14 protein-coding genes, 2 tRNA genes and 1 riboswitch are annotated in these 25,960 nt (G+C 72.2%); of the genes, 6 read left to right on the top strand and 10 right to left on the bottom strand.

The window, feature by feature from the left end:
* Positions 1–38: 38 nt before the first annotated feature.
* Positions 39–3,434: an AfsR/SARP family transcriptional regulator gene (locus OG446_RS19865; protein ID WP_328895308.1), complete on the bottom strand. Its 3,396-nt coding sequence runs from the start codon at positions 3,432–3,434 to the stop codon at positions 39–41.
* A gap of 272 nt (positions 3,435–3,706) precedes the next feature.
* On the bottom strand, positions 3,707–5,824 hold the full coding sequence (locus tag OG446_RS19860; protein WP_328895307.1) for an asparagine synthase-related protein: 2,118 nt from the start codon (positions 5,822–5,824) through the stop codon (positions 3,707–3,709).
* A gap of 1,312 nt (positions 5,825–7,136) precedes the next feature.
* Between OG446_RS19860 and OG446_RS19855 the strand changes: the two genes are divergently transcribed.
* From OG446_RS19855 to OG446_RS19840, 4 genes are all read left to right on the top strand, one after another.
* Positions 7,137–8,729 carry a sporulation protein gene (locus OG446_RS19855; RefSeq protein ID WP_328895306.1) on the top strand — a complete coding sequence of 531 codons (1,593 nt, stop codon included), beginning with the start codon at positions 7,137–7,139 and terminating at the stop codon, positions 8,727–8,729.
* 130 nt (positions 8,730–8,859) lie between these two features.
* Positions 8,860–10,116, top strand: a complete 1,257-nt coding sequence (gene lhgO, locus OG446_RS19850) for an L-2-hydroxyglutarate oxidase (protein ID WP_328895305.1) — start codon at positions 8,860–8,862, stop codon at positions 10,114–10,116.
* On the top strand, positions 10,109–11,044 hold the full coding sequence (gene trmB, locus OG446_RS19845) for a tRNA (guanosine(46)-N7)-methyltransferase TrmB (protein ID WP_389261717.1): 936 nt from the start codon (positions 10,109–10,111) through the stop codon (positions 11,042–11,044). The genes lhgO and trmB overlap by 8 nt, the downstream gene beginning before the upstream one ends.
* A 168-nt stretch (positions 11,045–11,212) precedes the next feature.
* A complete protein-coding gene (locus OG446_RS19840; protein ID WP_328895304.1) occupies positions 11,213–12,877 on the top strand; it encodes a PrsW family intramembrane metalloprotease in 1,665 nt (554 codons plus the stop codon).
* Here the strand turns inward: OG446_RS19840 and OG446_RS19835 are convergent.
* From OG446_RS19835 to OG446_RS19820, 4 genes are all read right to left on the bottom strand, one after another.
* Entirely contained in the window at positions 12,874–13,818 is a 945-nt protein-coding gene (locus tag OG446_RS19835; protein ID WP_328895303.1) for an aldo/keto reductase, read from the bottom strand. The genes OG446_RS19840 and OG446_RS19835 overlap by 4 nt on opposite strands.
* A gap of 303 nt (positions 13,819–14,121) precedes the next feature.
* A complete protein-coding gene (locus OG446_RS19830) occupies positions 14,122–15,291 on the bottom strand; it encodes a M23 family metallopeptidase (RefSeq protein ID WP_328895302.1) in 1,170 nt (389 codons plus the stop codon).
* Positions 15,292–15,302: 11 nt separating this feature from the next.
* Positions 15,303–15,457: riboswitch (cyclic di-AMP (ydaO/yuaA leader) on the bottom strand.
* A gap of 276 nt (positions 15,458–15,733) precedes the next feature.
* Positions 15,734–16,999, bottom strand: a complete 1,266-nt coding sequence (locus OG446_RS19825; protein ID WP_443050279.1) for a PP2C family protein-serine/threonine phosphatase — start codon at positions 16,997–16,999, stop codon at positions 15,734–15,736.
* Positions 17,000–17,131: 132 nt separating this feature from the next.
* Positions 17,132–17,205, bottom strand: a tRNA-Met gene (locus OG446_RS19820).
* 488 nt (positions 17,206–17,693) lie between these two features.
* Here OG446_RS19820 and OG446_RS19815 point away from each other — a divergent pair.
* The gene (locus OG446_RS19815) at positions 17,694–18,083 is read left to right on the top strand and encodes a hypothetical protein (RefSeq protein ID WP_328895301.1); all 390 of its coding nucleotides are present in this window, start codon (positions 17,694–17,696) and stop codon (positions 18,081–18,083) included.
* A 153-nt stretch (positions 18,084–18,236) separates the two neighbouring features.
* A complete protein-coding gene (locus tag OG446_RS19810; RefSeq protein ID WP_328895300.1) occupies positions 18,237–18,647 on the top strand; it encodes an SHOCT domain-containing protein in 411 nt (136 codons plus the stop codon).
* Between the two features lie 191 nt (positions 18,648–18,838).
* Here OG446_RS19810 and OG446_RS19805 read toward each other — a convergent pair whose 3' ends face one another.
* The 4 genes from OG446_RS19805 to OG446_RS19790 all read right to left on the bottom strand — a co-directional run bounded on the left by OG446_RS19805 (position 18,839) and on the right by OG446_RS19790 (position 25,756).
* Entirely contained in the window at positions 18,839–20,308 is a 1,470-nt protein-coding gene (locus OG446_RS19805; RefSeq protein WP_328895299.1) for an NAD(P)/FAD-dependent oxidoreductase, read from the bottom strand.
* Positions 20,309–20,812: 504 nt separating this feature from the next.
* A tRNA-Lys gene (locus OG446_RS19800) sits at positions 20,813–20,886 on the bottom strand.
* Positions 20,887–20,977: 91 nt separating this feature from the next.
* Complete coding sequence (locus OG446_RS19795) at positions 20,978–22,558, bottom strand: amino acid permease (protein WP_328895298.1); 1,581 nt, start codon at positions 22,556–22,558, stop codon at positions 20,978–20,980.
* A 105-nt stretch (positions 22,559–22,663) separates the two neighbouring features.
* On the bottom strand, positions 22,664–25,756 hold the full coding sequence (locus OG446_RS19790) for an FG-GAP-like repeat-containing protein (RefSeq protein WP_328895297.1): 3,093 nt from the start codon (positions 25,754–25,756) through the stop codon (positions 22,664–22,666).
* Between the last annotated feature and the right edge of the window lie 204 nt (positions 25,757–25,960).

Raw genomic sequence — 25,960 nt, 5'->3', positions numbered from 1 at the left:
CCGGCCACCCGGGTCAATGCGGGTTCGGGTTCTCGCGGTCACGGAAGTTCCGCGGTGATGCTCTCCAGCAGGTCGATGACATCGTCGAGGGTCAGCCCGAGGCCTGCGACGCGTTCCTTCTCGTACCGCAGCTCCCCCAGTTCCTGGCGGGCCAGCCGCTCGGCCGCGTCCACATCGGTCTGCTCCGTCGCGGCCCTGGGGCCAGACATCCGCCAGCTGTCGGCGGCGGCCAGGACGCGTGCGGCGGCCGCGTAACGGCCCACCCGGGGCAGCACGGTTGCCACGCCGTCCGCCACGTATCCGGTGACGATCTCGGGGCAGCGCGCCTCTCTCGCCGCGATCAGTGCCGCCAGCAGCCCCCGCAGTCCGGCGACGGGACCGCCCGCGGGCTCGGGTTCACACACCAGGATCCGGGCCGACAGGCCCTCCAGCGCCACGGTGAAGTGTGACGGCGGGCCACCGCGCCCGGACTCGGCCTGGGCCGCGTCCAGCAGTTGCCGGGCTGCCGCCGCATCGCCGCGGTGGAACGCCATGACGGCCCGGATGTAATGGATGTACGCGGCGGCGTCGTGCACCTGATGGCTCTCCGCCTCGGCCTCCGCCTGGTCCAGCCCCTCGACGGCGGCTGCCAGGTCGCCGGTGCGGTAGGAGAGTTCGGCGAGCCGGGCCAGCAGGAACGGGGCCTCGGCGTGAGCGCCGACCTCGCGGGCAAGCAGGAGCGCCTCCTCGTAGGCCGTACGCGCCTCGTCGTAGCGCCCGCGCATCATGCCTGCCTCGGCCGCGGCGCTGGCGACCTGGGCGCGCATCCACCGGTCACCGATGCGGCGGCTCAGCGCGCGCAGTTCGGCGAGGTCGTCGTCGATGCCGGGCATGCCGCCCGGCATGTCGACGATCATGTGGGTACGGAACATCAGGGTGATGCCGTACTCCCACGCGCCGCCGTGGATACGGGCGTTGTCGACGGCTGCGTCGATCTTCCTCCGTACGTCGTCCGCCGTCCCGGTGAGGAACGAGGTCATCGGCCAGAGCAGGCCGGGGAACCGGGCACCCCGCGTCCCGGAGGAGGAGAACGCGCCGGCCACTCGTTCCATGAACGCGTGGAGCTCGGCGTCGTTCTGGTCCATTCCGATGTGCCCGCGCTCCGCCGCGTAGAAGAACCAGAGGATGTGTAGGTTCATCCGGTCCCAGTACCGCGGGTCCGTGTCGTCCGCGGGGTCCGGGCCGAGCGCCAGGACCCGCTCGGTCCAGGAAAGGCCCTCGGGGTGGTAGTTGCGCAGCCACCAGAACCAGCCCATGCCCAGCACGAGTCGTGTCGCGTCCTGTTCGCAGGGAAGGCCGGCGGCCGTGGTGCGGTGCAGGGCGGCGCGGATGTTGTCGAGGTCCGTCTCCAGGCGCTGGATCCAGGGGAGCTGGTCGCCGGAGCGCAGACGCGGCTCGGCCTCCTCCACGAGCGCGGTGAAGTACGCGGTGTGCGCCCGGCCGGCGGCCGTCCGTATGTCCGGGGTCTCGGCGCAGCGCTCGACGGCGTACTCGTGAATGGTCTCCAGGAGGCGGTAGCGCATCGTGCCGTCGGCCGCCGGGGCGGCGACGACCAGCGACTTGTCCACCAGGGCGCCGATCAGGTCGGCGGTGTCGGTGCAGGCCTGCCGGCCGGTCCCGGAGGGAGAGGGAGTACGGATGACGGCTTCCGCGGCGGTCAGGTCCCAGCCGCCCGCGAAGACGGAGACCTGGCGCAGGGCGGTGCGCTCGTCCTCGTCGAGGAGGTCCCAGGACCAGTCGACGACCGCCCGCAGGGTCTGCTGGCGGGGCAGTACGGTCCGGCTGCCGCCCGTCAGCAGGCGGAAGCGGTCGTCGAGCCGGTCAGCGATCTGGCGTGGACCGAGCAGCCGCAGCCGGGCGGCAGCGAGTTCGATGGCCAGCGGCAGACCGTCCAGCCGACGGCAGATCTCGTCGACGGCGTCCGGATCGTGTGCCGATTCGTGCTCGGGGTCGAATCCGGGGCGTACGGCCCTGGCGCGTTCGGTGAACAGGCGGTGGGCGGAGACGGCGGGCAGCGGGTCGACCGGTCGTACGGACTCGCCGGGCACGCCGAGCGGTTCGCGACTGGTGGCGAGGACGCGCAGCTGCGGACAACGGGTCAGCAGGGTCTCGGCCAGCGTGGCGGCCGCGCCGATGACGTGCTCACAGTTGTCGAGGATGAGGAGGGCCGGCCGGGCGCGCGAACCGAGGCGGTCGACGAGCAGGTCGACCGGGTCGGCGCGCGGGAAGGGGCCGTCGTGGCTGCCGTCCCGCAGCAGCGCCGTCTCGCGCAGCCCGAGCGCGGACAGCACGGCTCCCGGGACGGCGGCGGCATCCTCCACAGGGGCGAGTTCGGCGAGCCAGACATCTCGGGGCTCGGCGACCGCCTGGTCCTCGCGTGCCGCGGACTCCTCCGCGAGGCGTGTCTTCCCCGAGCCGCCGGGACCCGTCAGGGTGACCAGCCGGGACCGGGCGAGGTCGTCCCGGATGGCGCGCAGTTCCGGCTCGCGCCCCACGAAGGAGGTGAGCCGGGGTCGCAGGTTGCCCCGGGCCGGTTTCACGTGAAACGTGCCGGTCGCGACGGGGTTGGCCGGTGCGGGGGCGAGCAGTTCGCGGTGGAGAGTGGCGAGTTCGGGCCCGGGGTCGGTGCCGAGACCGTCGACGAGGGTGCGGCGCGCATCCTCGTACGCTGCGAGCGCGTCGGCCTGTCGGCCGTCGGTGCGAAGGGCGCGGATGAGCTGGGCCCGGAAGCGTTCGTCGTACGGGTGAGCGGCGGTCAGCTCCGTCAGCTCGGCGACGAGGGCGGAGGGGACGGTGGTGGCGGAGGCAGGGGCGGCGTCGGGCGGGGTCCCGGACGCCGTGGCTGCCTCAGGCACCGCGGGTGCCTCTGACGCCGCGGGCATCCCCGACGCCGCGCAGCGCAGGTCGGCCTCGATCCGGCGCTCCAGTGCGGCCAGCCGATGGGCCTCGGGGCGAAGTGCGTGGCCGTGGTCCCCGTCGGGCAGGTCGGCGAGTGCGGGGCCGCGCCAGAGGGCGAGTGCGGTACGCAGGGTGCGGGCGGCATCCGCCGGGGCGCCGGCCTCCAGTTCCGCCCCGCCCTGCCGGGCGAGCCGCTCGAAGACGTACAGGTCGACGTCGTCCGGCCGGGCGGCGAGACGGTAGCCGCCGGGGCCGCTGGTCAGCGTGTCCTTGCCCAGCACCCTCCGCAGCCGCCCGACGAGGGCCTGGAGCGCGGCGGTGGCGTCTGCGGGGGGCTCGTCCGCCCAGACGTCCGCGACGAGCTCGGTGACGGGTACGGCGCGGCCCGGCCGCAGGGCGAGCGCGGCGAGCAGGGCGCGCAGCCGCGCACCGCCGAGGGGCAGCGCAGCGCCGCGCTCGTCTCGCGCCTCCGTGACGCCCAGGATCAGATACCGCACTGGGCCATTGTGTCCCGCCGCCCGGGCAACGGGGCCATGACGGCCTCACCGTCACGCACAACGGACTCCGCGCCCGCCGGATACCTCCTGCAACGATCACCGGGGCCAGGCCACCCCTGCGGCGACCGCCGGAGCCATGACTGCCTCACCGGGTCACGCACAACGGACTCCGGGCCCGCCGGTCACCTCCTGCAACGATCGCCGGGGCCAGGCCACCCCTGCGGCGACCGCCGGGACCGGGCCACCCCACAGACCACCCGCCACTCCGCCGGCTACCCCTGCAACGACCGCCGGGCCGGGGCCACCCCGCCGGCGACCGCGCGCTGCCGCGGCGCCGCCGTCCCCGTCCAGCAGGTACCGCGCCGCGAGATGAGGCGGCGCAGCCACAGTTCCGTGGAGGCGAGGTCGGCCAGGCCGTCCAGGGGCAGGGGCTCCCCCTCGGAGGCGGCGCGCAGGGCCTTGCGGACGACGCGGGCCTCGACCAGGCCCGCGTCGGCGAGCAGCGGGGCGTCGAACAGGGCGATCAGCTCGGGCAGCGAGGCGCGCAGGCCGGTCCGGGTGACGGCGGTCGGGGTGGCCTGGGACGGGGTGCCCCAGCCGGGCGGCAGCTCGTGGATGCCCGCACCCGCCAGGACCCGCCGCAGGATCGCCGCGCGGGCGCCGGGCTGGACCCGGAGGGATTCGGGGAGTGCGCGGGCTGCGCGTACGACCTGGTTGTCGAGGAAGGGGGCGTGCAGCCGCTGGCTGCGGACCTCGGCGGCCTGTTCCAGGATGCGGTGACCGGCGGCGTGCCGGGCGAGCGCGGCTCGGGCCCGGGCCTCGCCCGGGCGCTGGACGGAGGTGGGGCGGATCGCGGCTTCCTGGAGGCGAACCGATACTTCGGCCAGTGCCTCTCCGGTGAGCCACCGGGCGGCAGGGCCCGGGCGGGACCAGGTCAGTGCGGCGAGCGAGGCGTCGGCGGGTGTGTCCAGGTCGGGCGTGAGGCGGTTGGCGTCGGGCAGGCGGCCGGCCGCGGCTTCGAGACCGGTGCGGTAGGACGTGCGGGCCAGTCGGCGCGCCGCCCGGTAGACGGTCAACGGCACGAACAGGGAGTGCGCGGACGGACCTTCGGCCTTGGCGAGCGCGGCGACGGGGCGCACCAGATGGCGCCGTCTGCGATCGATCAGCAGGTCGGCGAGGCGGGCGGGATGGGCGTCGAGCACCTGGCGGGCACCGTCGCCCACGAAGTGGTCCGCGCTGCCCGCGGAGAGGCGGCGGCGGTTGCGTTCGACGAGGACGAGGGAGGGGGCGGGTTCGTCGGTGAGCGGGCCGCTCTCCAGGTCCAGGTCGGCGTAGGGCAGCGCCTCTTCGCCTGCCGCGACCACGACGTGGTGCAGCCTCGGGTTGGTGGCGATGACCCGGGCGCGTTCGAGCTCGTCCTCATGGGCGCGGGTCGTCAGGTCGTTGAAGGTGACGGCGAGCAGCCGCTCCCCCGCGCCCGTGCCGTGGCCGAGGATCGTCCCGGGCAGGCCGGGCAGCCCGGCGGCGAGCAGGGCGAGCGTCGCCGACGCGCTGCCCCCGGAGAGGTCGGAGCCGATTCCGGGGACGGGCGCGCCCCGGGCCGCGCGGCGTTCGGCGGGGCCCATCCCGGGGACGGGGCCGGGGTCGGGCGGCAGGGTTTCCGGGGCGTGGCGCGGGGCCAGGAGCCGGGCGCGCACCGCTTCGACGAGGGCGTCGCGCACCCCGTCGACGGCGCTCACCGGGTCGAGTTCGGGGGCGGCCACGGCGAGGGAGGCCACCGCCTCGTACCCCGTGATCTCCCGCGAGCCCTCGCGGAGGATGAGCGCGTGCCCGGGCGGGATGCGCTTCACCCCCTCGTACGGAGTGCCGTCGCGCAGCGCCTCCGGGGTTTCGGGGCAGGCGAGCAGGGCGGCGAGGTGGCCGATGTCCAGCTGGGCCTCGATGAGGTCGGCGAGGGGGAGCGCGGCGGTGGCGTAGGCGGTGCCGCCGGCCCAGGGCGTGTAGAAGACCGGGCGGGCTCCGGCGAGGTCTCCGGCCACGGTGATCCGGCGGCCTATCTGGACGACTGCCGTGTAGCTGCCGGTCCAGGCGGTGAGGTGGCGCAGCGCTCCGCCGCGTGCGGCGAGCAGGCCGACGCGCAGTTGCTCGTCCGTGGCACCGCAGCAGCCGAGGACCGCGAGCCGTGCGGTGGGGGTGCCTTCGGCGGTGTCCACCCGGACGGTGCGGATCTCGTCGGGCCGCCAGTCACCCACCGCCCAGAGCGGATCCGGGTCCCCCCACAGGAGTTGGGAGCCCACGGGGTGCATCGTGCGCCCCTCGTCACTGCCGCCGACCGCTCCGGCCGTGCCGAAGCTCGCGGCGATACTGCTCCAACCCACCAACCAACGCATCGCCGCCTCCACAGGCTGTGGACAAAAGGGCGCAGCAGGGCAGTATCGGGAGAACTCCGGTAACGCGCGGCGCCGTTGCGGACATGCTGCCACGACAACGGCGCGCAGGAGTGGCTACGGACGGCGCACGTCGCGAGCGCATGCGCCCCTGGCAAAGGCCGGAGAGCGGCTGCCGGACCTGACGTTCCGCGGGCGGCCCGCGCGCGTCGGCCCCGATCTCAACGGAGGCGCGGATTCCGCGCGTTGGGTTCCCGCACTCGTCCAGACGTAACGGCCCGGATCCGGCCACGGCCGACACCCCACCGGGAAGGCGGTCGGGATGTCCGCGAATCCGTCGGCCCAACCTCGTCCGACCGGCGACATCCGGCCAATTTCAGGAGGCGCCGGAACCGATCGACCAGCACATCGCGGCCATGAATGAACACATTCGTACCGGTACGCTCCGTGCTGCCGCAAGGCCTGTGCCACACCCCGCCCGAGCCCGGCAAGGGCGAGGCAGTCGCCCTGGGACCCACATGGACACCTGGTGCCGCACCGGCTCCACGCCAGGTCCGGGAGGCGCAGTCCGCCCCCCGGACCGGTCCGCCGCCTGCGGGGAATGAGGCGACGGTGTTCCCCCAGCCCGCCGTGTCCAGTACAGCGGGCCGACCCACGCAGCACCCATGCAAGCGCTGCCGCAGGGACCGGGCCAGAGCGCACGGCCGGGCGCACGGCCACACGCCAGGAGCACGCGCCGACACCCCGGACGAAGGCCCCGACGAAGGCCCCGGAAGCCGTACGGGCCGGGCGCCGGACGCACCCCGGCGCCTGGGTCCTGGCTGGTCGGCGGGCGACCGGAGGGCCGGCAACGCCCGCCCCCACCCACTCCCGGAACCCCGTGCACAGCCTCGGCCACTTCCCCAGGACGCCACCCCGGCGATCTCCGTGCGGGGGCACGGAAGGGCTCCACAGACCCTCCCCCGCACCCCCGCGTTCTCTCCGCGGTTCCTCCGCCCTTCCTTCGCGCGACGTCCGCCTCCCGCTCGCCCACCCCGCCTCTCCCGTCACTCGCGCCACCCGACTTCCTGGCGTCCCCCGCGCGTGGCCGGTACGGACAACAATCCCGCCATACGGACGTCCGGCCCTTAACGGTAGGGATGCGGCGAACTACGCTGGGTTTACTGATGTTCTCAGCAGGGCGGCATATTCCTCGGGGCTCGGCCAAATGCGTGTGCGGCCGGAGTGCCGGGGTTCGTCCCTGGGGAGAACCCGGTACGAATGCCGCGCGCCGCATCGGTGACGCGGCTGCCGTCTGTGTGTCGAGGGGTGGCGCATGTCCAGGGAGCAACGCGGACCGAACGACAAGCTCGGAACCGTTCTCGCCCTCGCGGGAATCAGCAACGCCGGGCTCGCCCGGCGGGTCAACGACCTCGGGGCGCAGCGCGGACTGACACTTCGGTACGACAAGACCTCGGTGGCCCGGTGGGTCTCCAAGGGCATGGTGCCGCAGGGCGCCGCGCCCCATCTCATCGCAGCGGCGATCGGCGCCAAGCTCGGCCGGCCGGTCCCTCTGCACGAGATCGGGCTGGCCGACGCCGACCCGGCGCCGGAGGTGGGGCTGGCGTTCCCCCGCGATGTGGGTGAGGCGGTCCGTTCGGCGACCGAGTTGTACCGGCTGGATCTGGCCGGGCGACGAGCGGGCAGTGGCGGGATCTGGCAGTCGCTGGCGGGTTCGTTCTCGGTGAGTGCGTACGCGACCCCCGCGTCCCGCTGGCTGATATCCCCCGCCGACCCGTCGGTGGCCCGCGCCTCGACGGCGGCGGTCGCGGCGATCCTGGGCACGCACAGCGGCACTCACAGCACAGAGGGCGCGCAGGGCGCATCAGGGGCGCAAGGGACGTCCAACGCGCCCGGTGCCGCACCTCCGCCCGGTGCTTCGCTGCCGTCCGGGCACAGCCTGTCGATCCCCGTCCAGCCGGGCCCGGATTCCGCGCACGCCGTCTCGCCGCTGCGGGTCGGCCACAGTGACGTGTCCAAACTGCGGGAGGCCGCTCAGGACGCGCGCCGCTGGGACTCCAAGTACGGCGGCGGGGACTGGCGTTCGTCCATGGTCCCGGAGTGCTTACGGGTTGACGCGGCACCGCTCCTGCTGGGCTCGTACAGCGACGAGGTGGGCCGGGCACTCTTCGGCGCTGCCGCCGAACTGACCAGGCTCGCCGGATGGATGGCCTTCGACACCGGCCAGCAGGAAGCGGCCCAGCGCTACTACATCCAGGCGCTGCGCCTGGCACGGGCCGCGGCCGACGTACCGCTCGGCGGCTATGTCCTCGCCTCCATGTCACTCCAGGCGACCTACCGCGGCTTCGCCGACGAGGGCGTCGACCTCGCGCAGGCGGCGGTCGAACGCAACCGCGGTCTCGCGACGGCACGCACCATGAGCTTCTTCCGCCTCGTGGAGGCCCGGGCCCATGCGAAGGCGAACGACGCACCGGCCGCCGGAGCCGCGCTGAAGGCCGCCGAGGGATGGCTGGAGCGCTCCAGGGACGGCGACGCGGACCCGTCGTGGCTGGGCTTCTACTCGTACGACCGCTTCGCCGCCGACGCCGCGGAGTGCCACCTCGACCTGAAGGCCCCGCGGCAGGTGCGGCGCTTCACCGAGCAGGCGCTGTCCAGACCCACCGAGGAGTTCGTCCGCTCGCACGGTCTGCGGCTCGTCGTCTCGGCCGTCGCCGAACTGGAGTCGGGAAACCTGGACGCGGCCTGCGCGGCGGGCACCCGGGCCGTGGAGGTCGCGGGCCGCATCTCGTCCGCACGGACCACCGAGTACGTGCGCGACCTGCTGCACCGGCTGGAGCCCTACGGGGACGAGCCGCGCGTCGTCGAGCTGCGGGAGCGCGCCCGCCCGCTGCTGGTCGCCCCCGCGTAGCCGGCCCCGCACCGGCCCGGTCCCGTGGGCCGCGCCCTGGCGGCCGGCACGGGATGCGCCACGCTGTGCCCGCACTGGTTTGAACGCGTTGTCAGTGGGTCAGTGCACTATCGGGGTGGGAGGTGGCGTGATGATGACGCACGCGGCGTACGACTGCGATGTGCTGGTGATCGGCGGCGGGATCGTCGGCCTGTCGGCCGCGTATGCGATCACGCGGACCGCACCGGGCACACGCGTGACCGTGCTGGAGAAGGAATGGGGGCCCGCGCGCCACCAGACCGGGCGCAACAGCGGGGTGATCCACAGCGGCATCTACTACCCCCCGGGCTCACTGAAGGCGCGGTACGCGGTACGCGGCGCGGCCGAGATGGTCGACTTCTGCCGGGAGCACGGGATCTCCCACGCCGTGACCGGAAAGCTGATCGTCGCGACCGGCCGCGCCGAGCTTCCGCGCCTGCACGCCCTGGTGCAGCGCGGCCGGGAGCACGGGCTGCCGGTGCGCGAGCTGGGGCCCGCGCAGATCGCGGAGTACGAACCGCGGGTGCGGGGTCTCGCCGCGATCCGGGTGGGCACGACGGGGGTGTGCGACTTCGGCGCGGTCGCCGAGCGGCTCGCCACCGAGGTACGGGGCGGCGGCGGCCTGATCAGGTTCGGCGCCGAGGTCACCGAGATCGACCGGCGGCCGTGGGGCGTCGCGGTACGGACGGCGGACGGCCTGGTGGTGCGGGCCCGGGTGCTGGTCAACTGCGCGGGACTGCACTGCGACCGGGTGGCCCGGCTGGCCGGGGACGACCCGGGGATGCGCATCGTGCCCTTCCGCGGGGAGTACTACGAGCTGGCCCGCCCCGAGCTGGTGCGCGGCCTCGTCTATCCGGTGCCCGACCCGGCGTTCCCGTTCCTCGGCGTCCATCTGACCCGCGGCCACGACGGCAGCGTCCACGTCGGGCCGAACGCGGTACCGGCGCTGGCCCGCGAGGGATACGGCTGGCCGGTCGTACGGCCCCGCGAGCTGCTGTCCACCGTGAGCTGGCCCGGTTCCTGGCAGATCGCCCGCAGACACTGGAGGTACGGGGCGGGCGAGGTGCACCGCTCGCTGTCGAAGCGCGCCTTCACCGCGGCCGTACGGCGGCTGCTGCCGGAGGTGACGGAGGACGACCTGCGCCCCTCCCCCTCCGGGGTCAGGGCCCAGGCGGTGCTGCGGGACGGCACGCTGGTGGACGACTTCCTGATCCGTGAGGCCCCGCACACCGTGCACGTGCTCAACGCCCCTTCGCCCGCCGCCACGGCCGCGCTGCCCATCGGGCGGGAGGTGGCACGCAGGGCGCTGCTCCGGGCACAGGGGACGGGGTGGAAGCCGCCCGCCGTAGAATCAGGGCATTGTGTCTGAGCCCTTGAACCCCTCCCCCGCGACGCCCGGCGACGCCGCTGCCGAGACGGACAGCACGCTCCCCTCGGGGACGCTCCCCACCGATCCGCCCGCCGTCGGGACGAACGGCACGGCCTCCACCGGTGCGGACGACGCCGCGCCCGCCACCGCCGGAATCCCGGACGAACTGCGCGCCGCAGCCCTGGACCGTGCCCGCAGGCTGCGCCAGGAACCCCGCTTCCCCGGCGGCCCCGCAGCCGATCCGGCCGGTTCGCACCACGAGCGCCGGATCCGCAGCTTCCAGCCGCGCCGCAGCCGGGTCACGCCCGGCCAGCAGGACGCCCTGGAGCGGCTCTGGCCGAAGTGGGGCCTGGACATCGACGGGCTGCGCGTCCTCGATCTGCCCGAACTGTTCGACGGGCTCCCGGTGGTCCTGGAGATCGGCTTCGGCATGGGCGAGGCCACCGCGCAGATGGCCGCCGACGACCCGGGCACCGGAATCCTCGCGGTCGACGTGCACACGCCGGGCCAGGGCAACCTGCTCGGTCTCGCGGACCGGAACGGCGTGTCCAACATCCGGGTGGCCAACGGTGACGCGATCATCCTGCTGCGCGAGATGCTGGAGCCGGACGCGCTGGACGGGCTGCGGGTGTACTTCCCCGACCCGTGGCCCAAGTCGCGCCACCACAAGCGCCGGCTGATCCAGCCGGAGTTCCTCGACCTGGCGGCACAGCGCCTGAAGCCGGGAGCGGTCCTGCACTGCGCGACCGACTGGGAGCCGTACGCCGAGCAGATGCTGGAGGTACTGACGGCGCATCCCCGCTTCGAGAACACGGCGGCGGACGGCGGCTATGCGCCACGGCCCGCGTTCCGGCCGCTGACCCGGTTCGAGGGACAGGGCCTGGACAAGGGCCACGTGGTGCACGACCTGCTCTTCGCCCGCCGCTGACGGGGCCGGCGGCCTTCCGGGGCCGCCCGGCCTTCCGCAGTCAGTGGGAGGAGCGATCCACTCGCCATGGCCGTCGACCGCAGGGCCGGACCACCCGCCATCCATGCCGGCCGCAGGAGCAGACCACGCGCCATGGCCGTTGTCAGTGCCGCTCGTTAGGGTCGTGGGGTGTCCGACGGGTCTGTTCAGCAGCAGCGACAGTCTCAGCCGGCCGTCCCGTCGCTCGAGGAGCAGCTGGCCGGCGGCGAGGTCCTGACCGCTGTGCCGGACCGGAGCCAGTGGCGTTACCGCCCGCGCCGCGTCGGCATGCTGTGGCGGAGCAGGACGCTCCGCGTCGTCGCCGTCTTCACCGTGCTGGCGCTCTGCGGCCTGGTGATCCTCGCCCTGGTCCGCGACCAGACGGGGACGCACGGGTTCCTCGTCGGGCTGGGTCTGGCCGTGCTGCCGGTCCCGGTGCTGATGACGGCGTTCCGCTGGCTCGACCGGGTCGAACCGGGACCGTGGCGCAACATGCTGTTCGCCTTCGCCTGGGGCGCCTGCGCGGCCGCCCTGGTCGCGATCCTCGCGAACTCCTTCGCGACCCGGTGGATCGCCACGGCCACGGCCGATCCGGGCAGCGCGGACACGCTGGGCGCGACGGTCATAGCGCCCGTCGTGGAGGAGAGCGCCAAGGCGGCGGCCGTGCTGCTGCTCTTCCTGTTCCGGCGACGGGAGTTCGGCGGGATCGTGGACGGCGTGGTCGTCGCCGGCTTCACCGCGACGGGTTTCGCCTTCACCGAGAACATCCTCTATCTCGGCAACGCCTTCGGCGAGGACCAGCAGCTCGGCTCGGGCTTCGCCTCGGTGACCGCGGCGACGTTCTTCGTACGTGCGGTGATGTCGCCGTTCGCCCACCCGCTCTTCACCGTGCTGACCGGCATCGGTTTCGGGCTCGCCGCGAGCAGTGCGCGCCATCAGCGGGTCCGGCGCCTCGCCCTTCCGCTGCTGGGGCTGCTCCTCGCCATGGGCATGCACGCCCTGTGGAACGGGTCGTCCTCGTTCGGCCCGTACGGCTTCTACGCCGTGTACGGGGCCTTCATGGTCCCGGCCTTCGGGCTGGTGACCTGGCTTGCGATCTGGGCCCGCCTGCGCGAGCTGCGCATGCTTGGCATCGAACTGCCGGAGTACGCGGCGGCCGGCTGGCTGTCCCCCGCCGAGCCCTTCGCCCTCTCCTCGATGCGGGCCCGCGGCATGGCCAGGGACATCGCACGCCGACGCGCGACGGCAGCGGCGGCCGAAGCCCCGTACGGAAGGCCTCACAGCCACGCCCACCACCCGGCATACGCTCCCGCGCACGCCCATGGTCCGGCGCACGCCCACCCTCCGATATCCGCCGCTGCGCGGAAGGAAGGGAAGGCCCGGGGCAGGGAAGCGGCCCGCGCGGTGGCCGAGTACGAGTCGTTCGCGACCTCACTGGCCTTTCTGCGCCGTCAGGCCCGCCGCGGCACGGCGGGCCCGGACTTCGCCGAACGCGAGCGGGAGTTGCTGCACCACCTGTGGCAGCGCAAGGAAACCGCCCGCCCCGCCCTGACCTACGCGGCGCAGGCCACGGGCCGTCTGCGCCCCCGTTCCGCACCTGCGGCACACCGGCCGTACCCGCACCCGGCGTACACGCAGCCCGCGCGCCCGTATGCAGGGCAGCCCTACAGCCCGCCGCCGTACGCGAACCCGCCGTACCACCCGCTCCCCGGCCCGTACCCGCTCTACTCCCCGTCCCCTCCCCCGCACCGGAACCCGAATCCGAACTCGAACCCGAACTCGAACCCGCAGGGATACGGCCAACAGAAGGGCTAGGCGGAGGCCTCGGTGAGGTCAGTCAGCTCCTGGTCCGTCAGCCGCAGTCCGGCGACGGCCACCAGCGCGGGAAGCTGCTCGACCGTACGGGCCGAGGCGATCGGTGCGGCGACGGTCGGCCGGGCGGCCAGCCACGCCAGCGCCACGGTCGCGATCTCCGCGTCCCGCTCCTGTGCCACCTTGTCGAGCGCGGCAAGCACCTTCTGTCCGCGCTCCGACTCCAGGTGCGTGGACGCGCTCCCGGCGCGGGCGCTCTCCACGGCGGCACCCGAACGGTACTTGCCGGTGAGGAAGCCGGAGGCGAGGGCGTAGTACGGGACGGCCGCAAGCCCGGCGTCGGCGGCGGTGTCCCGGAGCTCACCCTCGTACGTGTCCCGGGAGACGAGGTTGTAGTGGGGCTGAAGGGCCACGTAGCGGGCAAGCCCTTCACGCTCGGAGAAGTCCAGCGAGGCACGGAGCCGCTGGGGGCTGATGTTGGAGGCGGCGATCTCGCGGACCTTGCCGTCCTTCACCAACTGGTCGAGGGCGGTGATGATCTCCTCGACCGGGACCGTCTCGTCGTCGAAGTGCGTGTAGTAGAGATCGATGTGGTCGGTACCGAGCCGGCGCAGCGACTCCTCGGCGGCGGCCTTGATGGTGGTGGCGGAGAGCCCCTTGTAGGCAGGGTGTGAGCCGACCTTGGTGGCCACGACGATGTCGGAGCGGTTGCCGCGTGCGGCGAGCCACTTGCCGATGAGGGTCTCCGACTCGCCACCCTCGTTGCCGGGGACCCAGGCCGAATAGGCGTCGGCGGTGTCGATGAAGTTGCCGCCGGCCGCCGCGTAGGCGTCGAGCACCGCGAAGGACTGCGCCTCGTCGGCCGTCCATCCGAAGACGTTGCCGCCGAGGGCGAGCGGGAAGACCTGGAGGCTGGAGGAACCGAGCTTACGGAGAGAAGTCATGGGTGGCACAACCACTTCCACGGGCTCCGCTATTCCGTGGCCTGTGCATCTTGAACGGGTGCAGCGCGGCATTCTGAACAGGTGCGGCGCGGCATCCTGAACAGGTGCGGCACGCGGACGGAGACAGACCGGCAGCCCTGACGTCGGGGGGTGAGCGTCAGGGCTGCCGGGGTTTCGTGGCCGGAGAACCGGCGTGAGGGGCGTTCTCGGAGCGTCCTGGGAAACGGTCCCGGACAAGCTTCGGACCGGCCTCGGACCGGCCTCGGGAAACGGCCCCTCCTCGAACCATCCAGGGAGACGGTCTCAGACCGTCAGACCGCGGGCCTGCAGCCAGGCCATCGGGTCGATGCCGGTGCCGTCCGGGGTGTGGACCTCCAGGTGGAGGTGCGGGCCCGTCACGTTGCCGGTCGCGCCGACGCGTCCGATGGTGTCGCCCGTCGTGACCTTCTGGCCGATGCTGACGTCGATCGAGGACTGGTGGCAGAACCACAGCTCCGTGCCGTCCTCCAGCTCCAGGACCGTGCGGTAGCCGTAGGAACCGGAGTAGCCGGCCGACTTGACCGTGCCGGTGTGGATGGCCTTGATCGGTGTTCCGGTCGGCGCCGCGAAGTCGAGGCCCGTGTGGTAGCCGGAGGACCACATCGATCCGGCCTCGCCGAAGGTCGAGGTGATCGTGTACGAGGAGGTGGGGATGGCGTAGCTGGCGGCGAGCTTGGCGAGCCGCAGCGCTTCCGCCTTCTTCGCCGCTTCCTCCGCCGCCTTCTTCTTCTCGGCGGCGATCTTGGCCTCGGCGGCGTCCTGCTGCTTCTTCGCCTCGGCTGCGGCCTTCTCCGCGGCCGCCTTCTCCGCAGCCGCCTTGACCTCGGCGTCGGCGGCGTCCTGCTGCTGCTCGGCCTGCTGGAGGATGCGGGCGCGGAGTGCCTCACCGGCGTCCGTGGTGCCCTGCTCGGCCTCGGCGGTGGTGATGCCGGCGGTCGTCAGCGGGGCGGCAGCGGTCTCGGCCGCAGCCTTGTCCGCCGTGGACTCGGACTCTCCCGAGAACAGCGCGCCGACGCCCGGGAGGGACTTGGCGTCGGGGAGATTGTCCGCGATGGAATCGGGAAGAGAGATGGAGACCGGCGGCTTGCTCTGGGCGGTGGCCATGCCACCCGCACCGACGGCCGCGATGACGCCGACGCCGAGGACGGTGGAACTGCGGGCCAGACCATTGCGCTGCTTGGCGACGCGGTGCTTGCCGCGCACGGGGCGGATGGACTCCTCGGTGGGGTTCCATTCCTCCCAGGTCCTGTCGGACCCGGCCTCGTCGGCGCGGAAGTCGTTTCCGAAGTCGCTGCCCCGATCGGTCCCGTAATCGGTCGCGTAGTCGGCCCCGTACTCCGTACCGAATGCGGTGGCGGGCCGGGGGGCGAGGTCATCGCCGTACTCGGACCGGAACCGAGAGGGAGCTTCGGGGGCAGGCTTGTTGGACGCCACGGGGGCGCACTCCTTTCCTTCCTTCTCGCCTACCGGGTTAGCTGACGGGTTCGGAGCAGGAAGGTCTCCTACGGGTTCCTCCGCCTCACAAACAAGACAGAGATGCCCGATTCACCCCATGTAGGTGGTTCCCCGGTTCCCTTGCGGAATTCGGCGCTCGCGCACGGTGCCGCCACTGACGGCGGCTGGGACAACCGCGCTGCGTTATCGAACGTTAATAGACACCGGGGTCCGATTCCAAGCCGTTCCCACTGATCGTTCGCGTCCTTGGCCTGGACTTTACGGGACACAACCGGGTGCAATCGGGCGAGTTGATCGCCCCTCGGATGGCACCCGATTTCTGACGTTGCGTCAAATGTTATGCGGAGGGGTGTCTTTCGGTTACGGACGGTGGTATCGCCCTCCACCGCTCCCCCCTCACCTGTCACCGCAGGGAGCCGGCTCAGCCGCCGCCGTCGCCCAGACCGACGATCTTCACGGTCCTGCGCCGGTCGGGCTGCCCCTCGGCGGGCCGCACGACCGCGAGCAGCGCCATGTCGTCCGTCGACTCGCCCCCCGTATGCAGCCGTACGTCATCGGTCAGCGCGGAGAGGAGTTCCTCGGGTCCCGGGAAGATCCGTCCCCGCAGCCGCTCGGCAGGGTCGTAGAAGACCCCTTCGGCGTTACGGGCCTCGGAGAGGCCGTCCGTATAGAGGAGAAGCGTCGCCCCGGCCGGCAGGTCCCACTCGTCGGCCCGGTCCGGCCACACCCCCAGGTCCATCCCCAGCGGCAGCGCGGGCACCGACGGACCGAGCACATCCAGCCCTCCGTCCGTGTGCAGGAGCAGCGGCTCGGGGTGACCGCGGTTGACGATCCGCACCCGGCCCGCCCCCCGCGGGACCTCGGCGAGCACGGCGGTGATGAACCCCTCGAACGCGTCCAGGCCACCACGCCGGTCCGACTCCCGCGCCAGCGCGCGCTCCAGCCGCAGCGCCACGCCCTCCAGGGTCTCCTCCTGTTCGGCCGCCTCCCGGAAGGCCCCGATGACCACCGCCACCGCCTCCACGGCGTCCAGCCCCTTGCCGCGCACGTCCCCGACCACCAGCCGCACCCCCTGCGGGCTGTCCGCCACCGAGAACAGGTCGCCGCCGACGAACTCGTCCGCCTGCGCCGCCTCGTACCGCGCGGCCACCTGCAGCCCGCCGATCCGGTCGGACGGTGTCGGCAGCACCGCCCGCATGGCCGTCTCCGCGATGACGCGGGCGGAGGCCAGCTGCTCGTTGCTGCGCCGGACGACCCCGTTGATCACGACGGCGAGGACGGAGACGGTGAGGACGGTGAGCAGTTCGATGGAGGGCACGACCTGCAGCAGGGTGCCGCTGGACAGCCGCAGCACGACGACGGCCAGCAGCGCGGCGACACCGGTACGTACCGTGCTGGCCAGCGAGAAGAACGGCGCGGCGATCAGCGGGGCCGCCGCGTACAAGGGGACGGCGGTGAACTCGGGCGGGGAGAAAGCATCGAACAGCACGCCCCCGACGATCATCATCGTGGGCAGCAGCCGGACGAACCGGCGGGTCCTCACATCCCCGGCGCGCCTCCCCCGCCGCTTCTCCCGCTTCCCCACCTGCTGCTCTCCTGCCCGGTGCATCCACGGCCGCGGACGGTACCGCGCACCACCCCCAGGCTTCCCGGAGCAGGGCCGCGGGGCGACTCCTCGTCGGCCAATGGGGGTACGCGTACGCGATACGGCCCCGCACCGGCCAACCCGGCGGGCCACGAACCGACGGACCCAGTGGCCCACGGCGTACAAACGAATCAGGCCCGGCACGCTGTATGCATGCCGGGCCTGATTCTTCAGTAGCGGGGACAGGATTTGAACCTGCGACCTCTGGGTTATGAGCCCAGCGAGCTACCGAGCTGCTCCACCCCGCGTCGGTAAACACAACTCTACGGCATGTTCGAGGCACTCATGACCACCCTCGTGACCACCCGGCGCACACACCGGCGCGCACACCCTGTGGGCGGCACACGGACGCGCCCGGTCCGCAGCCTGGCCCGCCGCCCGGCCGCACACCTGAGGAGTGCGCCCCTGTGGACATTCGACACCCACCCCCACCCCAACCACAGGGCATGGAAGCCGGATTCAGGTCAGCAAATCCGAACAAAGCGGCCCTGTAGCCACCTTGTGGGCGCACCGGCGGGAGAGGAGCAGTCCGCCTCCCGCGGACGATCTCCACCGGGCCGTCAACGTGTTCAAAACGAGAAGGTGTTGCAAGGAACACGTGTTCTGCCGCAAGGTAACTGCTGCACCCCCCGGACCGGTGGGCTGCCCGTGCGAGCAGGCCCCGGAACGCGCAGTCACCGCGCCCCGCAAGCCGCTCCCGGTCTCTCATCGCAGCCTGTCTGGAGGGCCCTCGACGATGACCGCACCGCTCACTCCCGCCCCCGCTCCCGCTCCCGCCCCGGCCGCCCCGGCCGCACCTCCCTCGCCCGTACGCGGCGCCGCTATCAGCGGCGTCATCGGCGGACTGATGGGAGCGGTGATGAGCGCGGCGGTGAACTACGCCGCCGTCGGCCTCCCGGACAGCGAATCGGTCAACGCGCTCAACCATGCGATATCGGGCCTGATCAGCGGGTTCATCGCCGGCTTCATCGGAATCCTGGTGCACAGCCGCAAGTCCGCATCGGCCGCACGCGCCGCGGAGGCCACGAACGCGCCCGCCGCCCCGCAGCCGGCAGAGCCCGCGGAGCAGTCCTCCGACACGGTCTCCGTCGAGGCCTCCGACACCGCCGCCGCACCGGAGAAGTAGCCGCCACTCCACTCCGCGCCGCGCCGCATCGCCCCCGTCCGTCCCCCTTCCCTCTCCTGGCGGAACAGAGGGAACTCCAACGGGCGAACCCCTAAATGCGGTGATATGACTGATTTCAGATTCAGCCATTCGACGCGGTGCCTGGAGTGGACGATGGACGACTACCCTCTGCTCAACCTGTTCTGGACCATGCTCTGGTTCTTCCTCTGGATCATGTGGCTCTTCCTCCTGTTCCGAGTCATCATGGACATCTTCCGCAGCGATGACCTCGGCGGATGGGCCAAGGCGGGCTGGCTGGTCCTGGCACTGGTGCTGCCGTACCTGGGCGTTCTGGTCTACGTGATCGCTCGGGGCAAATCCATGGGCCAGCGGGATGTGAAGGACGCGAAGGAACGCGACGCGGCCTTCAAGGCGTACGTGAGAGGGGCCGCGGGCTCGTCCGACGCGAACGGTGTGCCGAAGAGCAGCCACGTCGAGGACCTGTCGAAGCTCGCGGACCTCAAGGACAAGGGCGCGATCTCGGAAGAGGAATACCAGCGCGCGAAGACGAAGCTCCTCGTCTGACCACCGCCACGGCGACGGTGCCGGCTGCTCCACTGCCGGCACCGTCGTCGTGTCGTCGCGTGCCGCGCCCGCCGTGCCGTGCGCGCCGTGCCGTGCGCGCCGTGCCGTGCGCGCCGTGCCGTGCGCGCCGTGCCGTCGAGCCGTGCCGTCGAGCCGCCGTGTGCCGTCGAGCCGTGTCACGTCACCTCACGTCATGGCGTGTCATGACGCGTGCCCACCGCCGACTCCCACTCCTCGCGGGCGGGGCCGTCGTACCCGGGTGTGAAGTCCGGGTGCTCCGCCAGCCAGGACGCCACACGGGCGCGCACCTCCGCGGTGCCGTAGGCCTGGTCGGCAGGCTGGACGAGATGGCGGATGCGGGCACGCGCCCGCATGACGACCGGATCGTCCCAGGAGCAGGCGGACACGGCAGCCATGTCGCGGGCTGCGTCGCTGGCTGTGTCACGGGCCCCGCCACGGCCCGTCTCCGAGGGTGGTCCAGGCACTGGCCGCGCGGGACGGGCGAGCCGGGCCTCGTTGGCGCGGTCCATGGCCACCTGGACGTCGAACCAGGGGCGCAGCGTCCGCCCGGTCCAGCGGTGGTACCCGGCCGCGAACGCGTCGGGGTCCGCGGCGGCGTGCGCCGCGTGACGGGCCACCCACTGCGCCGCCCACAGGGCCAGCGCCACGCCCTGCCCCATCGTGGGATTGGTGTGCGTGACCGCGTCGCCGACGCCGACCAGGCCGGTGACCACGGGCCCGGCCGCGTCGGACAGCCCGGTCCAGCGGTTGTCGAGGCCGCCCATGGCGAGCACCCGGGAGAGCGCCTCGGGCCGCAGGTCCAGCCACGCGGCCACCGCGGGAAAGGTCCGGGCCACCCGTTCGAAGACCTCGGCATCCAGGAGCGCGGCGCGGGTGGGGTCGGCGGTGGACACCGTCAGGAACACCGCGAAGGTGCCGTTGTCGGACGGGAACACCCCGCCGACCGCGAAGGCGGCCACCGAACCCGCCTTCACCCGCCCCGGATCCCGCGGCCCGTCCGGCCGCAGCCGGTACCAGCGGCAGAAGTACGCGATCCCGGTGCGGTGGTTCTCCACGACCGCGCCCCGGCAGCCCGCCCCGGCCAGCCAGCCCGGCACCGGGGAGCGGCGCCCGCCGGCGTCCAGCACCAGATCCGCGTCGTACCGCCCGGACCGCGACCGCACCCCCGTCACCCGGGGAACGCCACCGCCGCCGGGGTGCCGGTCGACGACGAGCCCCTCGGCGGGCTCCCCGAGCCGGATGTCGACGGCCGGCTCGCGATGGACGGCATCGTGGAGCGCGGCCTCCAGCACGATGCGCCGCGTCTGGACCGTGACCAGGTCCTCGTCCCCCGGGCGTGCGGACGGGCGCTCGGCGAACCACTCCAGCTCGTTGCGTTCGCCCGCCCCCATCCGGAGCATCGCGTCGTACACATCGGGGGCCTCCTCGCGCAGCACGGTACGGACCGGTGCCAGCAGCCCGTGGGGCTGGACGGCCTGGGGCACCCCGGGGCGCCGCCAGTCGAAGAAGTCCGCGTCGAGATCGTGTCCCGGCCGGCGTCCGTCCCGCTCCAGCACGGTGACCGCATGCCCCCGGCGGCCCAGGAATAGCGCGACGGCCAGACCGCCGATCCCGCCACCGACTACCGCGACCCGTGTCAATACAGCTCCCTCAGCGCCGTGTTGCCCCACCACGGTAGCCCGGGGGATGCGGCTCGTACGTCAACTCCCCCATCCGGTTGGGCGGCTTCCGGATGCCGGCGCCGTCGCCCACAGGCCCGCACATGACGACCGCCTGTGCCAGAACCCTGGGCGCACCGGTTCCCGGACCGGTGCACCCTCGGCGGGTCCGCGACAGGCCGGGACAGCAAGCCTCAGCGCCGGGACAACGGGCCGCAGCAAGACCACCGCGACAGGGTGGTCACCGTGCCCGAATTCGACGCCGGCTGTCCCGACCGGTCGGCCCGTGAGAGGTTCCGGCGGTGGAGTGACCGTTATGCCGACGAGGAGCCCCTGCTGCCGGTTCCCGGGTGGTGGCCATGGCCGAGCCCCGCCTGGGTGCTCTGACCGGCCGGGCCGGCGGAAACGACGAAGCGCCCCGACCGGACGCAACCGGTCGAGGCGCTAAGCAGCAGGTCGGTGGGTTTTCCCCAACCCTGCATCGCGTAGGCCGTGTGGGACTCGAACCCACAACCAACGGATTAAAAGTCCGCTGCTCTGACCAATTGAGCTAACGGCCCTCGGCGAATCACCCCCGAGCATAGCCCGCCGTGGCCCGGCCGCCGATCGGGTATCGGTTGCCGGGCCCCGTCGTCGTGGGAGCGGCCGCCGTCAGCGGGCGTTGCCGCGGGCGATCGTGCGTTTGTGATCCGGATTGAGGAACCAGTGGCGGGCCGAGGCGAACCACCACGTGGCGGCGAAACCGAGGACCACCAGGACGGCGACCGGGGCGTAGTTGAAGGTCTCCCACGTGACGGGCGAGACCTGGGGCAGCATGAAGAGCACGGTGATCACCGCCACCCACACCACCGCGACGATGCCGATGGGCCGGGACCATCGCCCGAGGTGCCAGGGGCCGGGGCGGAAGTCGTCGCCGCGCAGGAGGCGGAGCAGCGTCGGGATGACGTAGGCGATGTAGAGGCCGATCACCGCGATGGAGGTGACGGCCGCGTACGCCGTGACGTTGATCAGGTACGGAAGGCCCAGGACCAGAGCGCCGGAGGCGGCCAGCCAGACCGCGGCCACGGGGGTGCGGGTGCGGGGGCTGACCGTGTGCCAGACGCGGGAGAACGGCAGGGCGCCGTCCCGTGAGAACGCGTAGATCATCCGGCTGTTCGCGGTCACGGACGCCATGCCGCAGAAGAGCTGGGCCCCGATCACCACGAGGAGCAGGAGCTTGCCCGTGGTGGCCCCCAGGGCGTCGAGGAGGATCTGGGCGGGCGGGGCGCCGGTCGGGGAGGCCAGGGCTCCGTCGTACGACTGGATGGCGAAGGTGAAGCCGAGGAGGAGGACGAAGCCCGCGATCCAGGAGGTCCAGATGGACTGGACGATGCCGCGCGGGCCGGCGGTCGCGGCGTCGTGCGTCTCCTCGGTCATGTGGGCGGAGGCGTCATAGCCGGTGAAGGTGTACTGAGCCATCAGCAGCCCGATCATCACCACGTAGAAGCCGCTGCCCCAGCCGGTGTTGTTCACGAACTCGGTGAAGACGAACGACGCAGACTGGTGCGAGTCGGGTACGAACGTCAGCGCGCCGACGATCACGGCGACTCCGAGCACGTGCCACCAGACGCTGACGCTGTTGAGGATCGCGACGATGCGCACGCCGAAGGTGTTCAGCAGGCCGTGCAGCAGCAGGATCGCGGCGAAGAGGAGGATCGTGCGGCCGGGGGTGACCTCGAAGTCGAACTGGAGGTTCAGGTAGGCGCCGAGGAACGACGCCGCCCCGAAGTCGATCCCGGCGGTCACGGCGACCTGGCCCAGCACGTTGAACCACCCGGTGAACCACGCCCACGCAGCCGCCGAGCGGGGTGGGGCCAGCCGGTGGGCCCAGAAGTACAGGCCGGCGGAGGTCGGGTACGCCGAGCAGATCTCGGCCATCGCCAGACCGACGAACAGCGTCATCAGCCCGACGCCGACCCAGCCCCAGGTGATCAGGACCGGGCCACCGGTGTTCATGCCGAACAGGTAGAGCGTGAGGCAGCCGGAGAGGACCGAGATGATCGTGAACGAGACCGCGTAGTTGGAGAAGGCGGACATCCGGCGGGCGAGCACCTGCGTATAGCCGAGCTCGGCCAGCCGCGCCTCGTCGGAGCCGGGGGGCGGGGACGTTGTGGCGGCCCCGGGCTTCGAAAGGCTCTGCGGGGTAGTTGGGGACGGTTGTTCGGAAGGCGCTCCAGGTGGGTTGATTGTCATGCCCCCAGCGATTCCCTCGCCGGGGGCACGACATGCGTCGGACGCGGACCGGTATGACGGCCGAGCGCGTCGCGTCCTCTTGGGAAGAGGCGGACCGCGCCTGCGTCAGTAGAGCCTGGAGTACATCTGCCAGCCGCCGCCGACCTTCGCGCGGTAGCCGAACAGCCCCTTGCCGTCGCCCCGGTAGGACCACAGCACGCCGGCCGTGTCACGGGCGAGGAGATCGGCCTTGCCGTCACCACTCACGTCACCGACTCCGACGAGCGAGTTGTAGACCTGCCAGCCCCCGCCGACCTTCACCCGGGCCGCCAGCGTGCCCTTGCCGGTCCCGGCGTACCGCCACAACACCCCGGCCGCGTCCCGGGCCAGCAGGTCACCCCTGCCGTCACCGTTCAGGTCACCGGCACCGGCCAGCAGGTAGCCCTTCCAGCCCGTACCGATCTTGACGCGCGCCTTGAACGCACCGGCGCTCGTCTGCTCGTACAGGTACAGGTATCCGGTCGACGTCTCACGGGCGATCACGTCCGCCCTGCCGTCCCCGGTCAGGTCACCCGGCGAGGTGAGGGCGTCGTAGATGTTCCAGCCCAGGCCGATCTTCGTGAACGCGGTCGTCGGCTTCAACGCCCCGCCGCACGACGGCTTGTACGCCCGCAACTCACCACTCTTCACCCGCACCAGCACGTCATTGCACCGGTCGCCGTTCACATCGCCGAACGGCACCGCCGCCGTCACGGTGTTCGCACCCGTCCAGCCCGAGCCCGACACCTTCGCATGCACCGCGCCGGTTCCGTCGCCCGTGCCGCCGCGGAAGTCGGCCACGCCTGCCGAGGTGAACGCCAGCAGGTCACCGAAGCCGTCGTTTCCGACGAAGTCGCGAAGAACGGCCGCGCTGCCCGACAGCTTCACCGATCCCGAAGCCGTGAGGTCAGCACCCTGTCCATCGGCCGGCTTCGCCGACAGCCTCCAGTCATACGCTCCGTTGGCGACGAACCGCCCCGCCGCGTCCTTGCCGTCCCACACCGCCTTCACCGAGCCACGCGCTTCTCCACCCACGAGAGTCCGGACGGTGGCGCCCGTGGCCCTGCTCTTCAACGTCAGCTGCCAGGACGCCGCGGGCTTCGACAACCACCAGCGCGCCGCCCAGGAGGGGACTCCGCCCCGCACCGTGGCCGATGCCGGTACGTCGGAATCGATGCGGGCCATCGGGGACGCGGGGATGCCCAGGTCCGCGACCGTGATATCCCCATCGGCCTCGCGCTGATACGCGATACGTCCGGTGCCGGTGTCGATGGCGTACTGCTGCTCACGCTCGCCGTCGCCGGCCATCGAGTAGGTGTGCACCGGTACGGGGGTCGCGCCGCGAACATCAGTGATACGCACGTCGTCCCCGTTGCGCCACCCGACGAAACCGTCACCGAGCACGGACACCGGATCGAGATGCGTCAGATTGGTCTTCTTCTCGAGATCGAAGACGCCACCCCTGGCGGGGAGTCCGGCACAGTCCCAACTGAGCCAGTGCGAGGTCACCTTGATGTCTTCCGCCTTGCACCCGGAGCCGAGGTCCACGGTCTCCTTCACCGTGCCGGTCCGTGCGTCACGACTGACCACCGTGCCCGCCACGGCCCCCGCACCCCACACCCGGTCTCCGTACAGATCGGCGTACTCGCCGCTGAAAGGCATGCTTGCCAGCAGCGTCCCCGTGTCCAGATCGACGGTGACGAAACCGGCGTGACTGCCGTCAGCACGACTGCCCCGACCCAGTGCGTAGCGGCCCGACACGTCTTCGACGTGGAAGGAGGAGAGTCCGGGGACCGACAACGGTACGGCTTCGGCCCCGCCCGGTCCCACGAGCGAAGGCATCTGGTCGCCACCGCCATTGGGGGATGGCATGATCACGGATCGCCCGTCGCCCGTGGCCAACAGGGTGGGGCACCCCTCGCTGTCCCCGCAATCCGCAAGGTCGAAACCACGGTCACCGGCCGGCCCCGTGCCAGTGACGGCAAGCGGGCCCGAGACCGAGACCGTTCGCGAGCGGAAGCCCTTGAGCTGGTCGGGCAGGAACTCCAGCGATTCGAGCGTCCCCTGGCTGAAGCTCAGATCGTGCGGCCGCGACGTCGCCGGTGTGACGTCGGTCAACTTGCCCACTGTCGGTCCGCCGGCACCGGAACGGATCAGCTGCACTCCCAGCCCGTCCGGGGTGGAACCGGCCACCACGAGCAGCCCGCCGTCCGGGGTGGGCATGGCGTCGGCCCGTCCGTAGGCGAAGATCGCCTTCTCGGGACCACCGTCCAACGGCACGGTCACGAGGCGGTACGGGGTCGAGCCCCCCTGCCCGGAGGCGCGTGCGACCACCAGCTGATCCCCCGCGAGTCCGAGAAGCCTGTCGCCCTCCGCATACGGAAGCCCCACCACCTGACTGACCGCCAGCGGGCCGGACTGCGACGTGCTGTCCTTGGCATAGACCGTCGCCTTGCCGTCCTTGGTCCACTCCACGACGTGGTCCCGTGACACCACCGTCGACGCCGACCCGACAGGAACGTCCGGGCCCACCGGGCGGGCCACTCCGGTCGACAGGGAGATCCACAACGGCCGGAGGACGGCGCCTCGGCCGTACTGCACGAGCACGCCATCTGCCCCACCGGTGACCGCCTTGAGAGGACGCTCGGCGCCCTCGGGCCATCCGACGACCTCGGTGTCCTGGACAGAACCGTTGACGAGCCGCAGCAGATGCCACTCCGGCGCGGCCGTAGGGCTCGTACGGCTGTGCGTCACGACCGTCGTCCCGTAGGTACCCACGTACTCATGCCCGACGGGCAAGGCCAGATAGGAATTGCGGCCGGCGGCCACGTCGAACAGCCGGATCTCGCCGGTCTGGCCCGCTCCCCGGCTCCGGTACGCCGCCACGACGTCGGCCCCGGCGCCGTAGGTGCCGTCGGCCTCGGGCCCCTCGAGGTCGTTGTAGATGATGTGGTTCTCACCGCTGTACGTACTCCAGAACTGGCCGCGCCCCTCCTCGTACCGGAGGTACCCCGTCGGCCCGGCCGACAGAGGAATGACCGTCCTCGGCTGCGCGGCGACGTCTGCGGGGAAGACCACCTCGGTGCCGGCCGCCGCGCGTGCGGGTCCTGCGTTCAGTGGTACGAATCCCGCGCCCACGACTATGGCCGCAACAACGGCGACCGCATTGCGCACGCCCATGTGACGTCTCAAGCTGAGTCCCTCCCGGACACCCTCGAAGAGGCATGAGGAGGACGCGGCACCCTGTGCCGCGGTCTGCGCGAAGTGAAAGCCCCCCGGCCCCGACCCCTCATGCGAACGAGGTGACATTAACAGGAGGAGCGCAGGCCCCGGTAGAGAGATTCGAACTCGTTCAAACCGCCGCAGGGCCCGTACACCGAAGCG

It is taken from the genome of Streptomyces sp. NBC_00236, from assembly GCF_036195045.1.
In the GTDB taxonomy this organism is placed as follows: Bacteria; Actinomycetota; Actinomycetes; order Streptomycetales; family Streptomycetaceae; genus Streptomyces.
Note: the sequence above shows the minus strand (reverse complement) of the source record. Positions and strands in the feature narration are given on the sequence as shown.

Excerpts from the sequence above, each read along its gene's own strand:
- OG446_RS19855 (WP_328895306.1), top strand. The coding sequence starts at position 7,137 with ATGTCCAGGGAGCAACGCGGACCGAACGACAAGCTCGGAACCGTTCTC.
- OG446_RS19810 (WP_328895300.1), top strand. The coding sequence starts at position 18,237 with ATGGACGACTACCCTCTGCTCAACCTGTTCTGGACCATGCTCTGGTTC.
- lhgO (WP_328895305.1), top strand. The coding sequence starts at position 8,860 with ATGATGACGCACGCGGCGTACGACTGCGATGTGCTGGTGATCGGCGGC.
- OG446_RS19835 (WP_328895303.1), bottom strand. The coding sequence starts at position 13,818 with ATGACTTCTCTCCGTAAGCTCGGTTCCTCCAGCCTCCAGGTCTTCCCG.
- OG446_RS19860 (WP_328895307.1), bottom strand. The coding sequence starts at position 5,824 with ATGCGTTGGTTGGTGGGTTGGAGCAGTATCGCCGCGAGCTTCGGCACG.
- OG446_RS19795 (WP_328895298.1), bottom strand. The coding sequence starts at position 22,558 with ATGACAATCAACCCACCTGGAGCGCCTTCCGAACAACCGTCCCCAACT.
- OG446_RS19815 (WP_328895301.1), top strand. The coding sequence starts at position 17,694 with ATGACCGCACCGCTCACTCCCGCCCCCGCTCCCGCTCCCGCCCCGGCC.
- OG446_RS19790 (WP_328895297.1), bottom strand. The coding sequence starts at position 25,756 with ATGGGCGTGCGCAATGCGGTCGCCGTTGTTGCGGCCATAGTCGTGGGC.